A 21,238-nucleotide genomic window follows, 5' to 3' on the forward strand; every position below is an offset into this window, starting at 1 on the left:
TATCAATATTTTATTTTCTGATGATGAATTGCCAGCAACCAGGCGGTGATCCTGTGACAAGTGGTTCCATGCCATGATAGGCGTTGCATAAAAAATTCCGCAAGCGCAGGTTTTTTTCAATTGCCGCGTCTTATTTAGTAACAAGGTTATTTTATCTTTTACATGAAGGAGATATTTGATGAATTCTTTCCTACGGTATTCTTGCATTGCCACATTCACGTCGATTCTGATGGGAACGAGTGCCATGGCCCAAAAGCCCGAACAAAACCCGGGCCATACCCCGCCAAGCGGCCAGACGATGTTTAATTATTTGGATAAAAACGGCGATGGCACTATCAGCCGGGAAGAATTTGACAAAGCCCGTCAAGAACGCCAAAACCGTCAGCAACAAAGTGGCGGACAGCACCGCGAGCTTGGTGATAACCGCACCCCTTACCAAGCACAAGGCAACCACCAACAGGGGGATGGTCACCATCATGAGCAGCGCCAGCGTTGGATAAACGTGATGTATGACCGGGCTGATCGCAACCAAGATGGCGTGGTTAGCAAGGGGGAATTTTTGATCCGGGCAGAAAAATTGTTTGAGCGTCTGGATAAGAATGAGGATGGGTTATTGCAGAAAAATGAATTGAAGCACTCAAAAAATCAATAAAATATCAAGGAAAATTGCGGGTTCCTGACCTCATCGATAACCGATTATTGTTACTAAGGGGAAATTGGCCAGATGACAAGCCGGTTTCCCCTTGATCAATCGGACATAACCAGAAACCTAACTTGATATCACGACCCGTTTAGGATTATCCTGAGAACTCGCCACCTGAACCCCGTGGTTCTTATTTCCCCAGCAATATTTGCAACGCTTGCCATTGTTTAATCGCCTTTTCCGCATCACCGTGGCCACAATCAGCGAATTGGTCGGTTGCATTGAAAACTAATTGACCGGCAGGAATATAATATTGCACTTTAACCAGGGTAATATGTAAGGGGCGATCTTTACCCGAAGGTTCATTGGCATCGGGATAATACGGGTATACCCGGCTATGTGATGCTAAACAAACCCCTGCCACTTGCTGGGTAGTCGTGTCTAGAAAAATACTCAGATCCGTATCGCCCGGATTATTTTTCAAATGGCCGCTAACCACCAGCCAATGATCCATTTGACCGACCGGTTGGGCAAAAACATAGGTTTTCCAAAGTTCGTTCCACTGCTGCAATGGGATCAGCTGTTCAATACCTTGCCGAAAGGTTGGATGTTCAAACAAGGTCATGCCCAAAATTTCTTGATCCGGCTGACTGCCAACCCATTTTTCAAATTTCGGCAATTGGCTAAGCACGCGCGCATCAAGCGGCTGGGACAAAATTGCCAAACTTAAACATATCAAAACGAAGCCATATAATTTTTTGATCATCGCCTCTCACTTTCTTTTTAGTCAGGTTACGACGCAGCTTAGGCTTATTTCCGCACTAATTTCAGAACTTCTTGCCATTGACGGATCACTTGTTGCAAGTCATCACCCCCACAATTCTCAACAGAGCATGCTTAAAATGACCATAAGATAACAATAAAAGCGTTTCATCATCCCCATATTCCCTCTCAATAGGGCAATGGATGGGTTTGATAGAAATCATGGCAAGCTTGCTTCTTTTCTACACTAATGATACCCAGCGTCAGCATCTCCTCACAAAAACTTTGGGACGTGAGGGGGATATAGGGACCAACTAAATCTCTTCCATAGAACCTTCTTTTAACAGCCCCATCCGCCAATACAGATTCGCAGGTGGTCAATTCTTGATCAGCTTCATTGGCAAAATCTTGTAAAGTCACCCCCTCTTTTAATAACCCAGCATCCTTTAATGCCTGGCAATAGGGCTGCATATTTGCTTCAACGCAGGGCAAACAAATTTTTATTGCCAGCAATCCGGTAATTGGCATCACGCTTAGGATCATTGCTAAAAATACAGTTCTTATCTTCCTGATTCCCATTTTCCTTACCCATCATCATTAAAGTTACAGCCTATATAATCCTTAATTATGGCTTTTTTGTGGCACTCCGATCAACCCCTAGCCAATGCCGCCGTTTTCTATATTATCCAGCTTAGAACCTGTTTTTTGCTTGACCTTTCCCCATCTGTAACTTGACTTATGCCTAAAATATATTGAAGATGCGCTAGGTGTTGCAAAAAATGGTGAGAACAGATGGCACTTCATAAAAAAATCGCTCGACTGATCAAAAATGGTGAATTTCTTTACTGGATTAACAAAAAATGGCGGATTTGGCGTAAACGCAAAGCTTCCTCCCTGGGCCTGCCAGCCATATCCGAAAAAGTCATCCGGCAGCCAGTGGTTGTAGACTTGCCGGAGCGCGACCCCAACAAAGCCCCTGCCGTCAGCGACCAAAATTTTCCCTATCAATTGATGGCCGCGGTGATCATTAAAAATGAAGCGCCTTATATGGTTGAGTGGTTGGAATTTCACCGGTTGGTTGGCATCCAAAAAATCATCATTTATGATAATGGCAGCTCCGATAATATTCAGGAACTTTTAAAGCCTTATATCCTAGAGGGTTATGTAGAACTGATCCCCTGGCCCAATTTCTTATTCCAATATAATCACCAGCATCTTTGTTATGCCCATGTCGTCCGCTACACCGCCCAAATGACCAAATGGCTGGCTATTATCGATGCCGACGAGTTTTTGTTTTCCCCAACCGGCCGACCCTTGCCACAAATTTTGGCACAATATGGCGATATCCCCATCCTGGGCGCTGCCATGCGGATTTTCGGGTTTTCGGGGCATGAAAAAAAACCGCAAGGATTGGTAACCGAAAACTTCCTCTACCGCTTTGCTGACCATGAGCCGGAAAGTAATCAATACCGCTCAATCGTGCAGCCACGCTTGGTGCGCTCGATCATTAGCGCTGCACGTTACCATCATTTACTGAATAACGTCCCTGCTTATGATGAAGACCGCAACCCGCTGCATAACTGGCCAACCGAAAAACCCTTAAACAGCATTCAGCTGCGGGTGAACCATTATCTCACCAAATCACGGGAAGAATTTATGCAGAAAATCAGCCGTCAATATTTCGTGCCACTGGAAAGATATCTGAAGCGTTATAAGAAAAAATATAAAACCCAAGCACAAAAAGATCAAATTGCCGCAGATTGGGCCAAATGGACGCAGGCATCTAAGATGAAAATGCACCAGAAGATTTTTAATACGCCGCTAGAAAATTTCGTGTTGGATCAGGAGATTTTGATGTACCAGGCCCAACTGCAGGAAGCCATCCGTCAGCGTTTATTGCAGATAGCTGATGTTTAAAACTTTTAACAGTTTGTAAGGCTTATCCGGGTTTGTTTTTTGGGGCTATTCCACTTAAGGTCTAGTGTTTATGGCAGTATTTTAGCTTCTTTAACAGCTGTTGGTGGTTACCTCGATTGAAGTGCCACGCACCATCCTTCAGGAAGCAGTGAAAATTCTTCTTTTGGATGCCATGAAGCGACTCCTTCTCTCCTACATATTGCCATCCTAGCAAACCCGCTGGATGCAATAGCCCCTAGATCCATTCACCACCCGAACGGGTTATAGTCAGCGTTGGTTTGGCCGGGGGTAGGCAACGCGCGGGTGCGGTCACGCCAGCCGACCGCTAAATAGCGGAAGGCATCGGCGGCGTGGCTGGCCCAATCATGCAAGGGGCTGGCGCGGAAGGTTTGGCCCTTATCATCCCATTCGCGTCTGTATTGCCGCAGCGCCTCAATCCCCCGCCCGCAGCGATTGATATCAAACTGGCATTGCGGCAATAATTGGCGCACCGCGTTAATGCCATCCTCCAGCGACAATTTGGGCACAATCCGTCCCTTGATCCCCAATTGCTTGAGGGTCTCGAGGCGGCTGCGGCCCGTGCCAAGTTCCCGTACCTCCGCATCATGGGGCAGCAAATGCTCGCCGTATTTATAGGGTTTGGCCGCCAATTGGCTGGCATAATAATCCAAGCCCACCCCGCTGGCCTCCACATAATCCACCACCGCCAGCCTTCCGGCCTGTTGCTGGTAAAACCAAATCACCGTGCTGTCGCCAATCCCCAAATCCCAGGCCGTATGCACCGGCAAATCCGGCTGGATGGATAAGGTTGCAAGCGCCCCCTGCTGCTCCAGCCTATTCATCATTTCGCCGTAATAAGCGCCCTGCACGGCGGCTTGGAAACTGCACTCAAACTCCTGCGCGTATTGATCCGGGCTCATTACCTGCTTGGCGGCGGCCAGTTCATCAAGGGGCAACAGGCCGGTTTCACTGGCTTTCAAGCGAAAGGTAAACCAGGTTGGATCCAGCTTGGCTTGTTCATAAAGCTTGCAAAAAGCATTGCGCCCCATCGGTGTGCCGATAAAAACCACCCAGCCCTGCCGGTCGGCCAGCGACGGCCTTATCACCTCGGTCCAAATACGCGGGGACATTTGGGCATATTCATCAAGAACCACGCCGTCCAGATAAAGCCCGCGCAAGCGTTCCGGGTTATCCGCCCCATACAGGCGCACCCGCGCCCCATTCGGAAAATCCACCCGCAATTCACTTTCATGGAATTTCACCCCAGGGACAGCGCGGCTATAATGTTTGACATATTCCCAGGCAATATCCTTGGCTTGCACAAAAAACGGGGCAATATAGGCAAAGCGTGGCTGGTTGCGCTTAGAGCTTAAAGCCCCTTTAATCAATTCGTTGATGCAGGCCACGGTTTTGCCAGCGCGGCGATGGGCCACCCCCACCGCAAAACGCTGCGGGCGTTGGTGTAGGGGCTTAAAAGCCGCACGCGGGCGATAAGGAATGGTAATGGCGGGCATGGCTTATCATCCTTCAGGAAGGGTTGAATTAACATACAGGGAAATAAATTTTGGATTGGTTTAGGATATCCGCGTTATCTTGACTGATAAAATAAGGGAATCCTACACCCATCTACCACAGCTACGATGCGCCCAAACGCAGGGCTATATATTCCAGGGTAATGGCATAGCCAAGACCACCAATGATATAAAAATACCATTTCACGCCTTTAACAAGATAGGCCTGGATAGCGGTAATCGTAAAGATCAACAAATAAACATCAAAGCGATAATGAAAGGGAATTAAAACCGCATGATCCGCGTAAGGTTGCCGATGGACACTTGTCCATTGGTAGCGCTGCCATTCATAAATCCCGATCATCAGCAAATTAAAGGCGGCGAACAAGGAATCCGGGAAATGCCTGTAAATTTGCCAAACTGCTAAGCCACCTGCCATCAATACCGAGAAAAGAGTTAGCCACGGATGCTGGGTTGTGATGGCCAGCAAGGCAGCCAACCCTTGGATAAAACCTGCCTGCTGCCAAATATAATAATACCATCCCACCAGGCTTAACCCGAACAACGGCCAGAAAATACCCAAGGAAACGGTTTTATCAATGAAAAAAACCGCTTTGGCCGCTTGTTTGATGTTTTTGGTTAGCTCATCGTCCGGCTGCTGCCTCATGGCGTCCCTTCGCCTCATTTTATGGGTAGGTCAATGGATGGGTAAAACTTTCCTCAAGCCCCCTCAAACAAGCCTGGGCCGAGTCAAAAAGACCGACGTCTTGGCAACGCTGTTTTACCTGATCACCGACCGTGGGCAGATCGTCAAATTCCAGGGGTTGTTTCATCCCCTCCTGCCAATAACGGGCAGGCTTTATCGTCGTAATCGGCCCATCCTGGACTTCCGGTAAAAACAGCAATTGCAGTTTGCCACCCTGACCGTCATTGCCCAAAATAGCAGTATAGAAACCATCTATTGTCTTTGGATCTACTAAAAAAGGGCGCCAGCTAAAACTGATGATAATACTCTTGGCACAAGCTTCAGGATAATTGTAAGAATAATCGGGATAATCCAATTCTGGACAGAAACCAATTCTTATAATCGCTTGCCCCTCATCCCCGCTTTCTCGAACCTGGATACCAATGTTATTGACCAATTGGCGGAATTGTTCTTTGGTTAAAAGTTGTTGTAAAGCGGGGGCAACGCGCGGATGCATAAAAAAACCGCCTTTTTGGATGGCACCTTCATCCCAGCATTGCACCATCATCACACAACTGATAAAGCCTTGTTTATCTTCCATTTTCACCGGTACCGCTTCTTGGGCGTTGAGATTTGGTATCCAACCCAGCAGCCAAAAAACAACCAGGTATTTTTTCATCATCATTTCCTCTATTAACTTCCTTGTTTGAAGAGATTCTATTGATTCGCTTTATTCCAACTAGGGGAAACCTTTACTTAGTTCTTCCATACAATGATGGATGATCTTAAGATCATCTGTTCTCTGACACTTATCCTGCAACAGTTTGCTGACAGCGGGGTCAGCGGACAGGCTGACCATTTTTACCATCCCTTCCTGCCCGTAGGAAAGGTGGGTTTTACTGCCCTTTTCCACCAGCATCACCTGTAATTCGCCACCCTTTTTATTGGCGCCCAAAATGGCCGGTGAAATATCATAAAGCTGGTCACGATCGGTCAAATCCAGGGCCACTGGTTTCCAATGGAAACTGATGATCAGGCTGCGCGGGCATCCGGCCGGCTGTTGCCGTTCCTGCTGGTTGCGGGCAGAACAAAGCCCCAGCTGGATGGTGACCCGCTGCTTATCACCGTCAACTGCGGAACGCAGTTCAACACTATGTTGGACGGCTTGGTAATCAGCCGGGCTTAAGATTTTCTTTAAGAAAGGGTCAATGCGGTCAAGCCTTAAGAAATCCCCGCCTTCCTTTGAGCCATACACACATTGATGGCGGGCGATGCAAACACCGAAATTCACCAAATCCCAATCTTCCTGGGTTAAGCCCCCATCTTCGTCATCACTATGCCATGCCGTATAGGCCGCAGGCTGCCAGTCCGATGACCATATTTCCCTTAAGATCCCCAGGCACGTCGTAAGCTGCGCCTCAAATGAATGCTCAGGGGTATCCACCAAGCTTAAACAGGTTTTCGTTGATAGGTGATCAAGGCCCAAATCTTCCTGAAGGTAAATATATTTTTTCATTCCTTCCTGCCAATATCTCATAGAGGGCCGGCCATCTATTTTTTGATATTTCAGAATCTGAATGAAGCCGCCCCGCCCATCGGCGCCGACCATCGCGTCGTAAAAACCCTCCATCGATATCCTGATCCGGCTGCCTTTTTCCCAAGAAGGCACCCAGGCAAAATTGAAAATATCGACCCCATCGCAATCCTTGAACCATTCAATCGGTTTCTGGTGATCGATATTAACGGGGCAGTAGCCCCAGATATTAATGTTTTGCTGCAGGCGCCCACGGGCTTCGGTACCGGCCCGATCTTCGATATAAAAACGCTTTTGGATGACGCCTTGCCACACACTTCTTACATCGTAATCCCGCGAATAGTCCGGATTCAGCATATGGTTCAAGGCATCCCGCACCCGCAGATTCTTGAAAAAATCGCCCTTGATGTGATCATTCGGCCAGCATTCCCCGTTGTTCATGCATTGCACGAAAGCCTCTTTATCTTCTTTGGTCACTATCGGCGCTTGTGCCAAAGCCAGTGGTGTGATCAGCAAAAATCCAAGAATTGCTAAAATTTTCTTCATGTTATCTCCTAATACATGTTCGCATTTGGCTTATTTTCCTTTTCCAAATGCCTGTTCTAAGGCCTGCATACACTCCGCTGGACTTTTGAGTAGGGGTTCTAAGTCCACTAGGACCTTACTACAGATACCCTTAAATAGGTCAGAGTCTTGTTTTTATGATCATTTTTTCTGCCATGCCCTCTTGCCAATACGCAGCTTCTGTGGGCGAATATACATACAGGATTTGCATCTTGCCACCCTGGCCATCTTTCCCTAACATACCCCTGATAATCGCTCGATAATTAATAGGTCTTTCGGACCTAAAGTCGGTGCCTTCAGCGTCTTTTTCATAGACATCCCAAATTTTCCAGGAACTACCCCAACTGAAAGAAACAACCAGCGTGCGGCCGCAAGGCTGGGGCGGACAAAAACCAAAAGCCACAGCATCAATTCGGTCGTCTCTAGTAAAGAATTCCAATGCCACGCCTTTGTTGTCATCCAGAACGTAAAGCGACACGCCTGTGTTAGCAACCAGGGCTCCGTATTCAGCCGGGGTTAAAAATTTCTTGAGTGCCGGGGCAAAGCGATCCATTTCAAAGAAATTGGGATGCTGGCGCGCTTCCCAACATTGACCACCTATTACACATTCGAAGAACCAGTAGGATTGATACGATGATAAGCCCGTTTGCGCCTGGGCAGAACTGTAAAAAACAGCCCAAAAACCGACAATAATCCAAGTAATATTCTTTTGCATCTGAATTCCTGTAGGTGAATACGGGTTAAGCAAATAAAGCGCTTCTTATGGTAAAAGAACAAAAAATATTTTACCTGATTTGATCAAGCTTAACCAGCGTTTTCTTCGCCCACCAACCACTGCACCTGCCATGGTTCTGCAAGCTGCTGATTGTCTGGCTGACCTTCCCCATCAACCAAGCCATATTTCTTGGGCGCCAAGCGGGCAATCAGCCATTTGCGGGCATCAATCCGCAATTTGGCTCGCTGCACATGTTCGGTGTTAAAAACCAGCTGCTCATCAATTGAGCCGCGTTTAGCTTTTTTCAGCCAATCCTCCTCATTTTGATCGGCGATTGCCAAAATTTCCTCAGCCAGCAAATCCGCCTGAATTTCGCGGGCAGCGGCATATAGCTGGCGAAATTCCTGCTTGTTAGCCAGCCAATACAAAATGGTGCGGCGCACCGCCGGAGGCTCATTGCCCGCGCAAATTTGGCGCAAACTTTCCCCCTGCATCAGACGGTTACAAATATCCTCAGCCAATTTGTCATTATAAGGGCGCGGTTTTTTACCCGTCCTTTTGGTAGGGGGTTGGCCCCCAAACAAATCGGTGGCTGGCAATGGGTCGGTTAACCCTATATTAGCCAGGGGTTTCGTCATATCTGCCAATTTCATCTCCTTGAACGGAACTTTGATCTTAATCTGGGTGTGGCATTCATTTTTTGAGTTTTTACGTAAGCTTTTATTTTTTTTGGGAAGGCAAGCAACAGCCAGACCGCCCGGTTGTGAAAAAACCCGCTGGCAACCGATCATCCTAAAATTTGGCAAGCTTGACCTGGGCAAGTGGGCTAATTTCAAGCAAAATTATACCTTACTGATAAGTTAAGCTTACTTTGTATTAAAAAACGTGATATGAATGGATACTATCCATTTGCTTTTACCCAATTACTTTTAAAAGGATTTTCTCATGCTTGCCATATTATCAACGACGGCACGTTCCCGATTCGCCATCGCCCTAGCCTTATTCCTAGCTTATTTGGGGGTATCGCAGGCCGTTGCCCAACAACCAACCGTACCCACGCCGCCAGTGGTTGCAACCGCCCCAACCATTGCGGACCCGAAAGTTTGGGTAGGAAAATTTTTGCAAACCTTACACAAAAACGGGGTTATCCCGGCGGTTGAAATGCTGATGAATGAAAGTTTATATAATGTTCGCAACAACAAACCTGAAATCCAAAAGCAATTGATCAACGCCTTGAACAATGCAGGCGCCTTGCTTGGGCAAATTGTCCGCACGGAAATGGTGGAAGTGAAAAATTTTGGCACAGGCCTTACCCGTTACCGCGCCCTGGTTCATTACCAACAAGGGCCATTGCTGGTTGAAATCACCTTTCATAAGGCCGAAAAACAATGGGTGTTGATTGGTTATAATATCAATGGCAGCATCTCGGTCAGCGCGTTTTAACCAAAGTTCTCATGATCCCTGCCAACCAACAGGTTGGCAGGGATCAATCCCACTGTTGCCCGTATCATACATGATCCTTTGATTTGCATTGCACCAACCGCATGCAACATGACGTGGTACACGGTGTACCCGGTAATTTGACAGGGAATAAGCTGTCCGGCGCCTACACGAGTGCTAGTGGTCGGCCAATGACCCATCAACGCACTGGGAGGAGATGTTGTGCGAACCGGATCATGATGTTGAAGGTTTGACCAATTGTTTCATCATGCCAGCAAGTTCACACTTGGTCAAGCCAGGGCATGTAGGGGTTACCCGGCATATTAACCGAAAGGCAGCATCCGGGTTGGTAAGTATCTACACCGTGACACATAATGCGCACAACCCCTATTTGGTTGGCAGTACTGATAGATAAGGGTTCAGTCACAAGATGGGTGATAGGAGGCCTAGCAATATTTTGTGCCCCAGACAACAAACACCCGCCAGCTTGAAGGCCGGTGGGTGTTTGTTGGTAAGTACGGGCAACTTAGTTTATCTATAGACTAGTCACTGCCACCCGTGCCATTGGGCGCATTTGGTTGTAGGTTGACATCCGTGGCGGTATTGCCACCCCGGTCTTCCATCACACCCACATCATCCCAGCTATACCCTGTATCCCAGATGTTGAGGATAATCCCCTCAAAACTAACGGTTCCCGATGACTGGGCACCGATAACCACAGCGGTCGTACCAAACCGCCTAGTCTGGTGCGTCCCTTGCAACGTGATATTTTTCAACTCTACCGCCCCGACGTTACCGTCAAGAACGATCCCACGTGAACGCTCGCCAGAAATTTCCATTAACCCATCTTCTATTTTGATCCCCTCTCCGCGCACAATCTCGATACCTATAGAACCACTGATCTGGAAATTTTTGACTAAGATGTCCCGGCTACCCTCAACCACCAAGCCTTTTGACCCTTCTGACATATTAAGTTTAACATCCTCGACCACCACCTGATCACCCTTCAAGATGTTCATACCCACGGAACTTCCGCTTAACCGCAAATGATCAACATACACATTTTTGGCATATTGGACATCAAGCAAGTTTAGCTCAATCGTCCTACCTGCCCCTTCGGTAATATCTCCTAAAGTGCCAGGCGCGGCATATGTAGCGGAAAGCCCACTGGTTACACCTTGGAAAGACAGGTTTGTTCCACCCCCCACCACCCCACTATTATTGGCCGCAATGAGCAGGTTTTGATCGGTAGCCAACGTCACCGGCCCATCGATCAGCAAGATGCCGCCATCGGCCAGCGCGGCTGCTTGCTCATGCGCCAAACTTTGGTTAGCCGCATTGACATAGCGTAATTCGGTAACCACCGCATCCGTCTTATCCCATTTCACCGCTTCTTCAATATGGGTAACCACATTGGTAACCTCAGATCTCACTTCAGGACGGGCACGGTCTTGCAAGGCCATCCTTCTTGGGGCTTGCGATAAGAAGCGTTGACGGGGGTCATTGATAATGGCTGCAGGCCCCAGATTTACCCGCAACCCTAAGCCAAACGAGGCAACCGTACCAATTTCGCGGTCACGCCGCCCATGGGCCGACATCGTGAATTGCACGCCGCCAGCCAACGGCAAGGCCACATCAAGCCCAGCCTCAACCCCCCTCAGCTGTTTGCCGTCACGGTCCATCATATACACCCCAACATTCGGCGTGATATCAATGGATTGGAAAAACGGCAAGCGGTAGGCAATTTGCAGATCAGCGCTCCAACGGTTCCGTTCCGTAACCTGTGTGGTACTGTTGACATTCTCCCCTACCAATATTGGTACGCAAACTTGTGGGTTGCTTGGGTTACAAGAACCCGGCGTTTTGTCACGCAGCGCCAACGCAGTTGTTTGGGTGTTCACGGATGAGGAGGATACGCCCCTCTCTTTCTGCAATACGGGGATATACCCGTTCAGGCTGATCGCAAGACCGCCCGGGATGAAAATTTCCAAGCCTGCGGTGGCCCCGTAAAAACGATTGCGGCTGTCGCTTTGACTGATATCAAAACTGCCGTTTAAGCCGATGCCCACCCCATCAACCCCCGCTGGCAAGAAGCGGTATCCCGCCCCGAACGATCCGACCGGGCTGCCCCCATGGTTGAACCCACCCCTCCACCCTCCCTCAATCATGGTATAGAACATGCCGGTGGGTGCGGAAAACAACGGCATCATCAGGCCAGCATTCGCCCCGAACCCCCCATTGCCTTTCTCATAAATGCTTTCCAAATTTAAGCTGCCCGCGAACTGCGCCTGGGCCCCCCCACTGATTCCGACCGCGCAAACGGTTGCCAGTAGCATCTCTTTCATTCCTAATTGTTTTTTCATAATCATTCTCCTCATTCTGCCTTATATCGTTATATTTATGTGATAGATTGTTGATCTCATCTGTCTGATCCATCCAACCTCACGGAAATCCTGTGATCTACCCTGTGTGTGATCTCGTTCTTCTCGTTACGATTGATTTTTATCCCTGAACCTTTAACAAAAGGTTAACAAAAAATATTTTCTTGATATGGTTTTAGGAATCATTGATAGGTGCCGTTGGTGCCATAGCTTTCAGGTTATCCAACCGAAGGTTTTTTTTAAGGGGAATGGCCCTTAACAACCGTGATCGCCATCGGTCACCAAAATACCGACCGATCTATCATCAGATAAGTTTTCCTAAAATATCCCAAACCCTAGTTTTATGGGTATGTTATAATTGAGCGCGATTGAAAGGATTGGTGCAAAAATACAACAATTATCCCCAATCATGTCTATCATGCTAAAAAACATTAGACCGAATATGATGAATCAGCTACAAGGGGTAAGATTTACTATTAAATTACTTAATAACTGACTCATATCTTAATGAATAAATCTTAAGGAATAATCATGGAAATTTTAAGAAAAGATTTGAAAAAGATGCTGCTGCAAAGTGGCTGTGCCATTGCTTTGCTGGCGGGTGTGGTGGGGTCTGCGAATGCCCAATTGGCAGGTTCCTTAGGCGTTGGCGCCACCGGTATTACCAATGGCGGCGGCTTCGGCATGAATGCGAATGCCTGGGTCCCTTTCATGGGCTTTGGCGCTTATTTGGAGGGCGGTTTCCAAGATGGCAACCCTTACGGTGACGTTGGTTTGGGTGGCAGGTTTATGGTTGGTGGCAACATCGGCCTGGGTGGCTTGGTATCTTTCGCCATGCAAAAGGGTGATGGAAGCGACAAGATGTTCTATGCCATAAAACCCACTTTCGAAGTTGGCTTTGGTGGCTTGACCTTTAGCTCCACCTTGCAAATCCCGGTTGGCAAAAAAGAACGGAATGTTAAAAACTCCGGCTCCGCCCAAGGGGAATTGCTTAACCAACCTGGCAATACCAATTGTAGTGCTCCTCCCATGGGTACGGTTAGCCGCGTTTGTAATTTATGGTTAGTTGGCCGTGAGCAAAGTGTTGAGGAAAACAGTTTTGGGGTTAATTTGAATGCCCAATATGAATTGAATTTAGGCGGCTTTGCCGTGACCCCGAATGTTGGGGTGTATGTGTATGACCGTCAGGGTAAAAACCTGGTTGGGGTGCAGGGCGGCGTGAAAGTTGGCCTTGCCCTTGGCAATGGTTTGGCAATTGAAGGCGGCATTGGTTTCCGCCATGACAACAAAAACCAGAACTATGACAACAACAACCGTACCCAAGCGATCTTTAGCGCCGGGTTAACCTGGCATTTTGGGGGCAATGCCGCCAGTGCTAGTACTAACTTCGTGGATCGTCCGTTCAGCCGTTCGGTGTTTGACCGCGGCATCCATACCCAAGAAAAACTGGGCAATTCTTTTGTTGAACGCGCCCGTTTACAAGACAGCAACAGCAATGCCCCGATTGACCAGGTTGAGTTTGTGGATAGCACCGTTATGAACCCCTGGAATAAGATTGGCAATTTGGGTCCAAACCGGATGATTATCGTTCAAGGTGGGGTTAATTTTGGCAACAACACCTCCAACATTGACAGTAGCAATGTCTATATTATTGGTGGTGACTCCAATGTTGGCTTAGTGGGCATGAATGGACATACCGGCACTTTCCATACCCCCGGCACCCGCCCCACCATTACCGCGGGTAACGTTGCGGCTGTATTTAACATCAACAACCGTAGCAATGTCATCTTCAAAGGCTTTGATATCACCGGCACCGCCTTCACTACCCGTCACTTCCACTTTGAAAACAATGCCCATTATGGCATGGTGGATGATGTGTCGGTGACCAACGGTAACACGCATGTTGCCGAGATTACTTCTTCGGATAATGTTCGCCTCAACAATGTTCGCGGAACCAATATTGGACAGGCTGGTGTTAGTAACATTGCTGTTAACAACAGTATGAGTACCAGCATTACCAATCTGACCCTCCGTCAATTGGCCAACAACAGTTTCGGTGTTACATTCACTAACAGCCGCTACAGTACGATCAGTGGCTTTGACATTGATGATAACGATAATAACTATGACACCGCTATTAGAGTTCTGGGCACATCTGATCATGTGAAGATTGAACATGGGTCCATCAGCAACTTTGATGTCCATGGGATCGTGATCGATGGGGCTGGCGCTAGCTTTGCCAGCGTAGATGATGTCACCATTAAGGCGCACGCAACCGCCACCAATGGTCATGGCATTTTCTTGATGAATGGCCCGGATGATGTCAGTCTGACCAACATCACGGCCACTGGCCGTGGGGCTGCTAATTTCCGGGCCTTGCAGGTTGACAATGGTTCCTTGAGGCTTAGCGTCGGCAACTTCCATGCCGAAAATTGGGAGCGTGGTTTTGGTTTAACCGCTGCTAATACTACTGTCATTGACCTCAGCGGCAATACTTTCAACCCAGGGGCAGCAGGACTAACAGCTTGCGATAACACCAATGATATCGATGCCATGAGCGGCAGTTTGAATGTCACCACCACCACCACCGGTGTTGGAACGCCTTGCCGTTAATTACCATATCTTGATAACCGGAAAAGGGGGGAAGGCAACTTCCCCCTTTTTTATGGTAGAACAGGATTTAACCCCCACCAAACCAATGCTCTCATTTTAACAAGGCCTTATATTTATTGATGTTCCTATGGCCTTATCAAGCAAACTTGCGTCATTTTTTGCCCATTGACTGCCGTTCCGTTATGGTCATATTCTTTAAAAAATAAACCCCTGCCCTCAAAAAACCTACCATCATGAATTATTTTCCTCAACCATTAAAAACTATTGGACAATTCCCAAAAAAAATTAATACTTATCACACACAAATCATCACACATAGGAAAGTTCACATGTTGCAATTCAAGAAATTTTTATCTTATAGCGGTTGTACGGTAGCCCTTGTCAGCGGCCTGATGGGCACATCATACGCCCAGGTCGGCTCAACATTAGGGTTACAAGGGGTATCTGAAACGAGTGGCGGGGGATTTGGCTTAAATGGCTCTGCCTGGATACCGCTTGCTCATGGATTGGGAATATTGGCTGAAGGTGGCAACCAAGATAAAAATCCCTTCGGTTCCCTAGGCCTCAGTTATCGCTTCATGGCCGGTCCGCAGTTGGGGCTTGGGATTTTCAGCACACTGGATATCCAAGAAAGCAGCCATAAAAATACTTTTTACGGCACGACCCTGGGCTTTGAGGCTGGCTTAGGGGCCCTTACTGTACGCAGCAACTTGTATATTCCCCTAGGCGACCACAAAAAAGAAATCAAGAATAGCGGCCATTCCGACGGCGTGTTCGTCAATCAACCTGGAACAAACACTTGTACCAATCCAAACAATACCAACAACCGGGTTTGTGATTTGCATTTGCGCACCTATGCAAACAGCATCGAAAAAACCTATTTCCGTTTTGATGCCAGCACTGAATATGTGTTGAATTTAGGCAAATTCCGCCTGGTACCAAGTGCTGGGATATATGTTGATGACCGCCCCGGCAAAGCTTTGGTTGGGTTTCAAGGGGAGATGGGGGTAGCTTTCAATATCACTGATAGCATGATGCTGAAAGCCAGCGGCGGATTCCGCCATGACCGCGAAGAAAAAACCCGAGGTGTTTTCAGCGTTGGGTTAAGCTGGCAGTTTGGTGGCACAATTGCCCATTCAACCCCTGCCTTTATGGCCAGCGCCCCCAAACATCTGCAACGCCGTAACCGCCCCTATGTTAGCCAAGGCAAAAGCTTCGATGAGCAAGCCATCCTGCAAGACAACACCAGCGGGATTGCTGTGCAACAGGTACAATTTGTTGATGCCAGCAATGAAGGCCTGATAATTGGCAAAATTAATGCGATGGCCGCCAATACCATGGTAATTGTCAACGGCACCGTTCGTCTGCCTGGTAACAATCCGATCATCTTTGGCAATGACCATGTGGCCGTGGTAGGGGGTGGCGCCTCCGTGCACCTGCGCGGTGCCAGCAGTGGCCAGCAGGGAATATTTCATGTTCCCGGTGATCAGGGGCGGATTATTCAACCAGGTACCAATGACCTCTTTAATATTTTTAACAACCGCAATAATATCATGCTGCAGGGGTTGCATCTAGACGGCAACGGCACTGCCAGATCTGCTATTTTTGCCAACAATAATGCCGATGAGTTGCGCTTGCGCGATTTGACCATCGATAATTTGCAAGATGCTGGGATTATCATTGCAAATACCAGTGATAATGCCATTTTAAGTAATATAAGCATTAACCGTGGCGGCCAAGTCCGTGCCATCGCTATTGAATCAGGTTCCACCAACGCCACAGTGGAGCACATATATATCCAAAATGCAGGGGGTGATGGTATTGGCATAGCGGGGGCCAACGGCACGGTGCTTAATGATATTCACATTGATACCGCCGGTGATGATGGGATTGATATCGCCAATTCAGCCAATGTTACAGTGACGGGGGCAGATATTCGCAATGTCGCGAATGATGGTATCGAAGTATTTGGACCAACCACGCAAACCATCACCCTGCAAGATGTCCAGGTGCATAATTCCCAAGGGCACGGCATTCACATCCTTGCCAGCGCTGATAATGTTACCTTAAGAAATATTTTGGTGGTTGGTAATAATACGGCCATGCGACGCGGGGTGAATGTCTCACCTGGCTCAATGAACATTGCGCTTGAAAATGTGCATGCGCAAAACTGGCAAATTGGCTTTGAAATCTTTGGCACTGGCCTTAATCCAAGCTCCGTCACTGATGTAGGCGGTAACCGCTTTACCCCCGGTGCCGCCGGACAAACCGCCTGCGATGGCATGCCCGACGCTGGTGGCAGCTTGCAAATACAAGTCACGGGTAGTGGCGTTGTGACCTGTAATTAACTAATCAATTTGGTAAGAAAAGGGGGGAAGGCAACTTCCCCCTTTTTTGTTTTCCACCTCCATCGGCTTTAGTTAGGCTGTTCTGATTCCAGCCCACCTTCAAGAATCGAAAGCCTCCCGCGTGTATCCCCACAGATGATGGAGGTGCAAGCCACAACCAAAGCCATCGATCATTGGGTTTATTTCTTCCTATTGATACAACTTGCATCCCTTGATTCTAAAGGAAATGTTGACCCGTTGCGGCGTTGCGGGCCATACAATTTTATGATCGCCCAACCTGCCGGAATCACTAAAAATTGGGACTCATGAACTACCCATACCAAGCTTGCCTAACAAAAAAACCCCGCCACAATATTACTTGGGCGGGGTTAAAGGCATCGTCGTTAAGACAATAACCGATAGCGGTTTTAGTTAGTTGCAACTCTCATTCGTGACCATCATCCCAACTGTTCTTTGAACCGCCAAAGTATTCGCAATATCAACGACACCATCACAGGTTTGGGTATCATTGGTGGAGGTATTGCCCGTGCTCATGGCATTAATGTTAGTTATAACCCCTGTTAGAGCATATCCCACCCCCCAATTACTGGTCCGGATATTACGGATCGTAATATTATTGGCAGTGTTGATAATCAGCGCTGCTGTCACCCCTGTCTTCCCCTTCAATTGCAAATCATTTAAGCTGACATTGTCGCTGCTAAATATTTCTACCCCTTGCGCGCCAGCGGTCATCGCAGATTGGTCAATCACCACCTTTTCAAGTTGTACCCAGTCGGATGCCGTCACTTGAATACCCCCCCCCTGCCCCTGGGCATTTTCAATATTGATGTTTGAGGCTTTAGCGTTGGTAGAACCGAAGTTAAAGAACAAGCCGGTAGCACCCGTGTTTTTAATAGTAATCCCATCCAAGACAGCACCCGTAGAGCCAAAGAAAACAATACCGTTACCACCGGTCGTGGTGGTGTCCACCGATACTTCCTTCAGCGATGCAGTTTTAGAATTATTAAAAGAAATACCGTCGGTTGTTCCGGCAACCATAGCCTTGCCGGTGTTACTAACACCCACATCCGCCAACTTTAGGTCGTTTGAATTGGTCACATCAATGCCCTGTCTACCCGTTCTGTCAATACGCACATTGGTAAAATGCCCATTCATGCCAGCATCCGAATCTCTGACCCGAATCCCACTTTGTAAGGCGTCAACAATGGTGACTTTTTCTAATTGCGTTCCGGTAGAAGTGTTGATGATGTTAATACCGTGATCCTTAACAAAGCTAATGTTAGCATTTTGCACCAGGATGTTTTTTGCATTAACCAAATCAATCCCGTTTCCGGTGATATGGGCCATGGCATCGCCACCAATAATAGTGATATTTTTTAATTGGGCATTGTCAGAATTGTTCACGAAAATGCCACGCCCCGGTGCCCGGTCAACCTGCATGCCATCAACCACGGCGTTGTGGGAGCCAGCGTTTAACTCCAAGCCCGCACTAGCGGGACCCGCATTGGTGCTTTTAACATTGGTTAGACGGGCACCCAGTGAACCGCTAAAAACATAACCGCTGCCGACCGTATTGGCACTGGCAATGTCAAACAACTGGGCATTATTGGAGGTTGTAAAGAGAAAACTATTAATCCCGCCCCGAACATCGAGACTGCGGAAAACCACATCATTGCGATTGGTGATAGCAAACCCATAATTCGTTACCACTGTTTGCCGAATAGTTGGTCGGGTGCCATCCATCGTAAACTGATAGGTTTTGCCGTCAACCGCCCCTTTCAGGGTCATCCCCGCACCGCCACCCATAATCAGCACATTGGATTTCATAACACTCAAGGTGTTAGCTACTTCAATCTCCCCCCTGCTGCCATCAAACACCACCACCCCATCCTGCGGTATGCCAACAAGTATATTTTGAGCATTGGCGCGGTTGTCCCGATTGACGAACTGCACCCGGGAAACCACCCTATTAGATGGGTTATCCGTTGAGATTGCCCCTTGCCTGCCGATCACCCCGCCCTCGATGACCTGCTGGCTATAGCTATGGTCCAAACGCCTTGGGGCCTGCAGCAGTTTGCGCTTTAAATAATCCGCCGTGGCCTCGCCAGCCCCGCCCCATTGATAGGTAAAGCCCAGGTTAAATAAGGCATCGGTCCCGCGGCCACCACTGCTTTCCCGCCGCATTTTACCGCTGGCATTCAGGGTAAAATTTTCACCAAGTGGCACAATGAAATCAACCCCACCGGTAAGACCGGTCAAATTCCGCTCCCCCTTGCGGTCAAACATATATCCACCCATCGCCACTTCAATATCAATACTTTCCAAGAAGGGCAGACGGTAGCCCAGCTGGATATCCGCCCCCCAATTGTTACGTTCGCGGTCACGTCCCCAATTCTGAATGACTAAATCACAGTCACGATTGGTTTGGGTTGGATCACAAAAACCGGGGGTGGTTGGCCGGTCCACCAACGCAGGCTTGCTATAGTCCGTTCCTTTCACACTGCGGGTGGTTTTGCCAACGGGCACATACGCATTGGCACTGACCGACACCCCCCCCCACACCACTTCAACCCCTGGCACAACACCGTAAAACCAATTTTTGCCACTGCTGCGCCACGATTCACCCCGTATATTCGCCCCCAACATCATCTCGCCATATCCAGGCGTTACGCGGTATCCTGCCCCTAAGCTGAAAGTCGGGTTACTGTCTTGATATCCCACCCCAACCAATCCGTAAAACATTTGGCTTAAGCCGTCGGTGGCGAAAGGCAGCATCGCATCAGTGCTTAAACCCCAGCCACTGCCGTCGGTGGCTTTCGAACCCTGGCCGCTGACCGAACCGCCAAATTGCCCGTAAGCAACCCCACCCATCATGGCCATCAAGGCGCCCGCACACACACTGGCCTTTAATATGTTGTTGATACCTGAGAAATTGCTTCGGTGGTTTTTCATTTTGATTCCTGACATGTAAATTCACTGTTACTACTGATCTTATTTTCTGATATTTGGGGGATCCCAATTACCAGTTTAGTTGCTGCAAGCCTGGCGGATCATGTTCCCAAGACCCTTATTGCCCAAGGCACCGTCGCTATTTTTTAAAATTATATTTTTTAAAATTCATAGCTTTATTTTTTCGAATTGGTGCTTAGTTGTAGCATAATTCTGGGAAACTGGGCAAGCCCCAAAATATATAGGGATATCCCGGCCAATGCCCGGGATTTTAAGGATCGGTGGTGAGGATTGCGCGGCCTCCCTCAACCAGTCATCCCTATCTAACCGTCCCCTGTGATTGTCAACCGTTGGCAAATACGATCCCCAATCCTTATCCCTTATCCCGTCCCTCATTTCTGCACGCCCACCGGCGATAGCCCTAAAAAAATGCTTGATTGATCCGGGCAACACATCTTAAAATGATGATTAATCAAGGCAACCCCCTGGATCAACGGCTGCCAGGGGAAACAAGTTGGCCACCCTGAACAGGCCGCTGCCAATCAGGAATTTGGCCGAATGGGAATCCTGCCAAAGCCGCTGCCAAAGCCCCTGATCGCCTAAAAATAACCAAGAAAGGAGCAAGGTAACATGATCGCCCCCAAAATCCTTACCTATAAGGATTTAGACCGTTTATCCGTGTTTCTGGATAAGTGCATCAAAAATACCTATGCGGTTAGCGCCCCGCAACAAAAATCATGTCGGCTGCGATCGCATGATTACAAATTCCGGGAAGGGCCTTGGTTCTTTCATGACAGCGCACTCGGGGAGCGGGAATTCGGCGGGCAACAGATCATTTATCACGAAGCCGATCCCGTGTGGGAAATGAGCTATCATGGGGAGTTGCGGATCACCGCTGTGCCAGGGGAAAAAATTTACGGTTTTCTAAAGCGGGCGTTGCTGCGGCGTGACTTCAAAAGGAATTTGCCCCGCGGCCCTCAATGGTTCAAGGAGCCCGGCAAAAAATGGATTTATGTCAATAAATGCGAGGGAAAATTAGAAGAATTTAAGGGTAAGGAATATATTTATATCTCCGGGGGACTGGCCTACCTCATGCGCTATCAGGGCGGTTTGCTGTTGGAATAAGCATGTCCGCCAAATGAACTTGTTATGTCGGGTTATTGATTGTAGCATTTA

16 protein-coding genes are annotated in these 21,238 nt (G+C 48.2%); 6 read left to right on the forward strand and 10 right to left on the reverse strand.

Annotated features, from left to right (window positions below):
- Positions 1–178 precede the first annotated feature (178 nt).
- Positions 179–652: an EF-hand domain-containing protein gene (locus tag IPP67_03425; GenBank protein ID MBL0338237.1), complete on the forward strand. Its 474-nt coding sequence runs from the start codon at positions 179–181 to the stop codon at positions 650–652.
- Between the two features lie 181 nt (positions 653–833).
- On the opposite strand, the gene IPP67_03430 is transcribed toward IPP67_03425, so the two are convergent.
- Together IPP67_03430 and IPP67_03435 are read right to left on the reverse strand one after the other, a co-directional pair.
- Complete coding sequence (locus IPP67_03430; GenBank protein MBL0338238.1) at positions 834–1,409, reverse strand: hypothetical protein; 576 nt, start codon at positions 1,407–1,409, stop codon at positions 834–836.
- 185 nt (positions 1,410–1,594) lie between these two features.
- Positions 1,595–1,984 carry a hypothetical protein gene (locus tag IPP67_03435; GenBank protein MBL0338239.1) on the reverse strand — a complete coding sequence of 130 codons (390 nt, stop codon included), beginning with the start codon at positions 1,982–1,984 and terminating at the stop codon, positions 1,595–1,597.
- A 213-nt stretch (positions 1,985–2,197) separates the two neighbouring features.
- On the opposite strand from IPP67_03435, the gene IPP67_03440 reads away from it, so the two are divergent.
- A complete protein-coding gene (locus IPP67_03440; protein MBL0338240.1) occupies positions 2,198–3,322 on the forward strand; it encodes a glycosyltransferase family 92 protein in 1,125 nt (374 codons plus the stop codon).
- A 245-nt stretch (positions 3,323–3,567) separates the two neighbouring features.
- Here IPP67_03440 and IPP67_03445 read toward each other — a convergent pair whose 3' ends face one another.
- From IPP67_03445 to IPP67_03470, 6 genes are all read right to left on the reverse strand, one after another.
- Positions 3,568–4,836 (reverse strand): hypothetical protein, encoded by a 1,269-nt coding sequence (locus IPP67_03445; protein MBL0338241.1) that lies wholly within the window; start codon positions 4,834–4,836, stop codon positions 3,568–3,570.
- A gap of 121 nt (positions 4,837–4,957) precedes the next feature.
- A complete protein-coding gene (locus IPP67_03450) occupies positions 4,958–5,500 on the reverse strand; it encodes a hypothetical protein (protein MBL0338242.1) in 543 nt (180 codons plus the stop codon).
- Between the two features lie 19 nt (positions 5,501–5,519).
- Complete coding sequence (locus IPP67_03455) at positions 5,520–6,203, reverse strand: hypothetical protein (GenBank protein ID MBL0338243.1); 684 nt, start codon at positions 6,201–6,203, stop codon at positions 5,520–5,522.
- Positions 6,204–6,257: 54 nt separating this feature from the next.
- Positions 6,258–7,598 carry a hypothetical protein gene (locus tag IPP67_03460; protein MBL0338244.1) on the reverse strand — a complete coding sequence of 447 codons (1,341 nt, stop codon included), beginning with the start codon at positions 7,596–7,598 and terminating at the stop codon, positions 6,258–6,260.
- 139 nt (positions 7,599–7,737) lie between these two features.
- Entirely contained in the window at positions 7,738–8,331 is a 594-nt protein-coding gene (locus IPP67_03465; protein ID MBL0338245.1) for a hypothetical protein, read from the reverse strand.
- Positions 8,332–8,420: 89 nt separating this feature from the next.
- A complete protein-coding gene (locus tag IPP67_03470) occupies positions 8,421–8,978 on the reverse strand; it encodes a terminase small subunit protein (protein MBL0338246.1) in 558 nt (185 codons plus the stop codon).
- 298 nt (positions 8,979–9,276) lie between these two features.
- On the opposite strand from IPP67_03470, the gene IPP67_03475 reads away from it, so the two are divergent.
- On the forward strand, positions 9,277–9,774 hold the full coding sequence (locus IPP67_03475) for a hypothetical protein (GenBank protein ID MBL0338247.1): 498 nt from the start codon (positions 9,277–9,279) through the stop codon (positions 9,772–9,774).
- A gap of 539 nt (positions 9,775–10,313) precedes the next feature.
- On the opposite strand, the gene IPP67_03480 is transcribed toward IPP67_03475, so the two are convergent.
- Positions 10,314–12,134 (reverse strand): hypothetical protein, encoded by a 1,821-nt coding sequence (locus IPP67_03480; protein ID MBL0338248.1) that lies wholly within the window; start codon positions 12,132–12,134, stop codon positions 10,314–10,316.
- A 549-nt stretch (positions 12,135–12,683) separates the two neighbouring features.
- Here IPP67_03480 and IPP67_03485 point away from each other — a divergent pair.
- A complete protein-coding gene (locus tag IPP67_03485; protein MBL0338249.1) occupies positions 12,684–14,765 on the forward strand; it encodes a hypothetical protein in 2,082 nt (693 codons plus the stop codon).
- 329 nt (positions 14,766–15,094) lie between these two features.
- A complete protein-coding gene (locus tag IPP67_03490) occupies positions 15,095–17,113 on the forward strand; it encodes a right-handed parallel beta-helix repeat-containing protein (protein ID MBL0338250.1) in 2,019 nt (672 codons plus the stop codon).
- 411 nt (positions 17,114–17,524) lie between these two features.
- Here the strand turns inward: IPP67_03490 and IPP67_03495 are convergent, their stop codons facing one another.
- Complete coding sequence (locus IPP67_03495; protein ID MBL0338251.1) at positions 17,525–20,065, reverse strand: right-handed parallel beta-helix repeat-containing protein; 2,541 nt, start codon at positions 20,063–20,065, stop codon at positions 17,525–17,527.
- A 627-nt stretch (positions 20,066–20,692) separates the two neighbouring features.
- Between IPP67_03495 and IPP67_03500 the strand changes: the two genes are divergently transcribed.
- A complete protein-coding gene (locus tag IPP67_03500; GenBank protein MBL0338252.1) occupies positions 20,693–21,187 on the forward strand; it encodes a hypothetical protein in 495 nt (164 codons plus the stop codon).
- Positions 21,188–21,238: the final 51 nt, after the last annotated feature.

The organism is Rhodospirillaceae bacterium, assembly GCA_016722635.1.
Lineage (GTDB): Bacteria > Pseudomonadota > Alphaproteobacteria > JAEUKQ01 > JAEUKQ01 > JAEUKQ01.

Bases quoted from the DNA above. Each gene is read 5' to 3' on its own strand.
- IPP67_03425 (MBL0338237.1), top strand. From the start codon at position 179: ATGAATTCTTTCCTACGGTATTCTTGCATTGCCACATTCACGTCGATT.
- IPP67_03430 (MBL0338238.1), bottom strand. From the start codon at position 1,409: ATGATCAAAAAATTATATGGCTTCGTTTTGATATGTTTAAGTTTGGCA.
- IPP67_03435 (MBL0338239.1), bottom strand. From the start codon at position 1,984: ATGGGAATCAGGAAGATAAGAACTGTATTTTTAGCAATGATCCTAAGC.
- IPP67_03440 (MBL0338240.1), top strand. From the start codon at position 2,198: ATGGCACTTCATAAAAAAATCGCTCGACTGATCAAAAATGGTGAATTT.
- IPP67_03445 (MBL0338241.1), bottom strand. From the start codon at position 4,836: ATGCCCGCCATTACCATTCCTTATCGCCCGCGTGCGGCTTTTAAGCCC.
- IPP67_03450 (MBL0338242.1), bottom strand. From the start codon at position 5,500: ATGAGGCAGCAGCCGGACGATGAGCTAACCAAAAACATCAAACAAGCG.
- IPP67_03455 (MBL0338243.1), bottom strand. From the start codon at position 6,203: ATGATGATGAAAAAATACCTGGTTGTTTTTTGGCTGCTGGGTTGGATA.
- IPP67_03460 (MBL0338244.1), bottom strand. From the start codon at position 7,598: ATGAAGAAAATTTTAGCAATTCTTGGATTTTTGCTGATCACACCACTG.
- IPP67_03465 (MBL0338245.1), bottom strand. From the start codon at position 8,331: ATGCAAAAGAATATTACTTGGATTATTGTCGGTTTTTGGGCTGTTTTT.
- IPP67_03475 (MBL0338247.1), top strand. From the start codon at position 9,277: ATGCTTGCCATATTATCAACGACGGCACGTTCCCGATTCGCCATCGCC.
- IPP67_03480 (MBL0338248.1), bottom strand. From the start codon at position 12,134: ATGAAAAAACAATTAGGAATGAAAGAGATGCTACTGGCAACCGTTTGC.
- IPP67_03485 (MBL0338249.1), top strand. From the start codon at position 12,684: ATGGAAATTTTAAGAAAAGATTTGAAAAAGATGCTGCTGCAAAGTGGC.
- IPP67_03490 (MBL0338250.1), top strand. From the start codon at position 15,095: ATGTTGCAATTCAAGAAATTTTTATCTTATAGCGGTTGTACGGTAGCC.
- IPP67_03495 (MBL0338251.1), bottom strand. From the start codon at position 20,065: ATGAAAAACCACCGAAGCAATTTCTCAGGTATCAACAACATATTAAAG.
- IPP67_03500 (MBL0338252.1), top strand. From the start codon at position 20,693: ATGATCGCCCCCAAAATCCTTACCTATAAGGATTTAGACCGTTTATCC.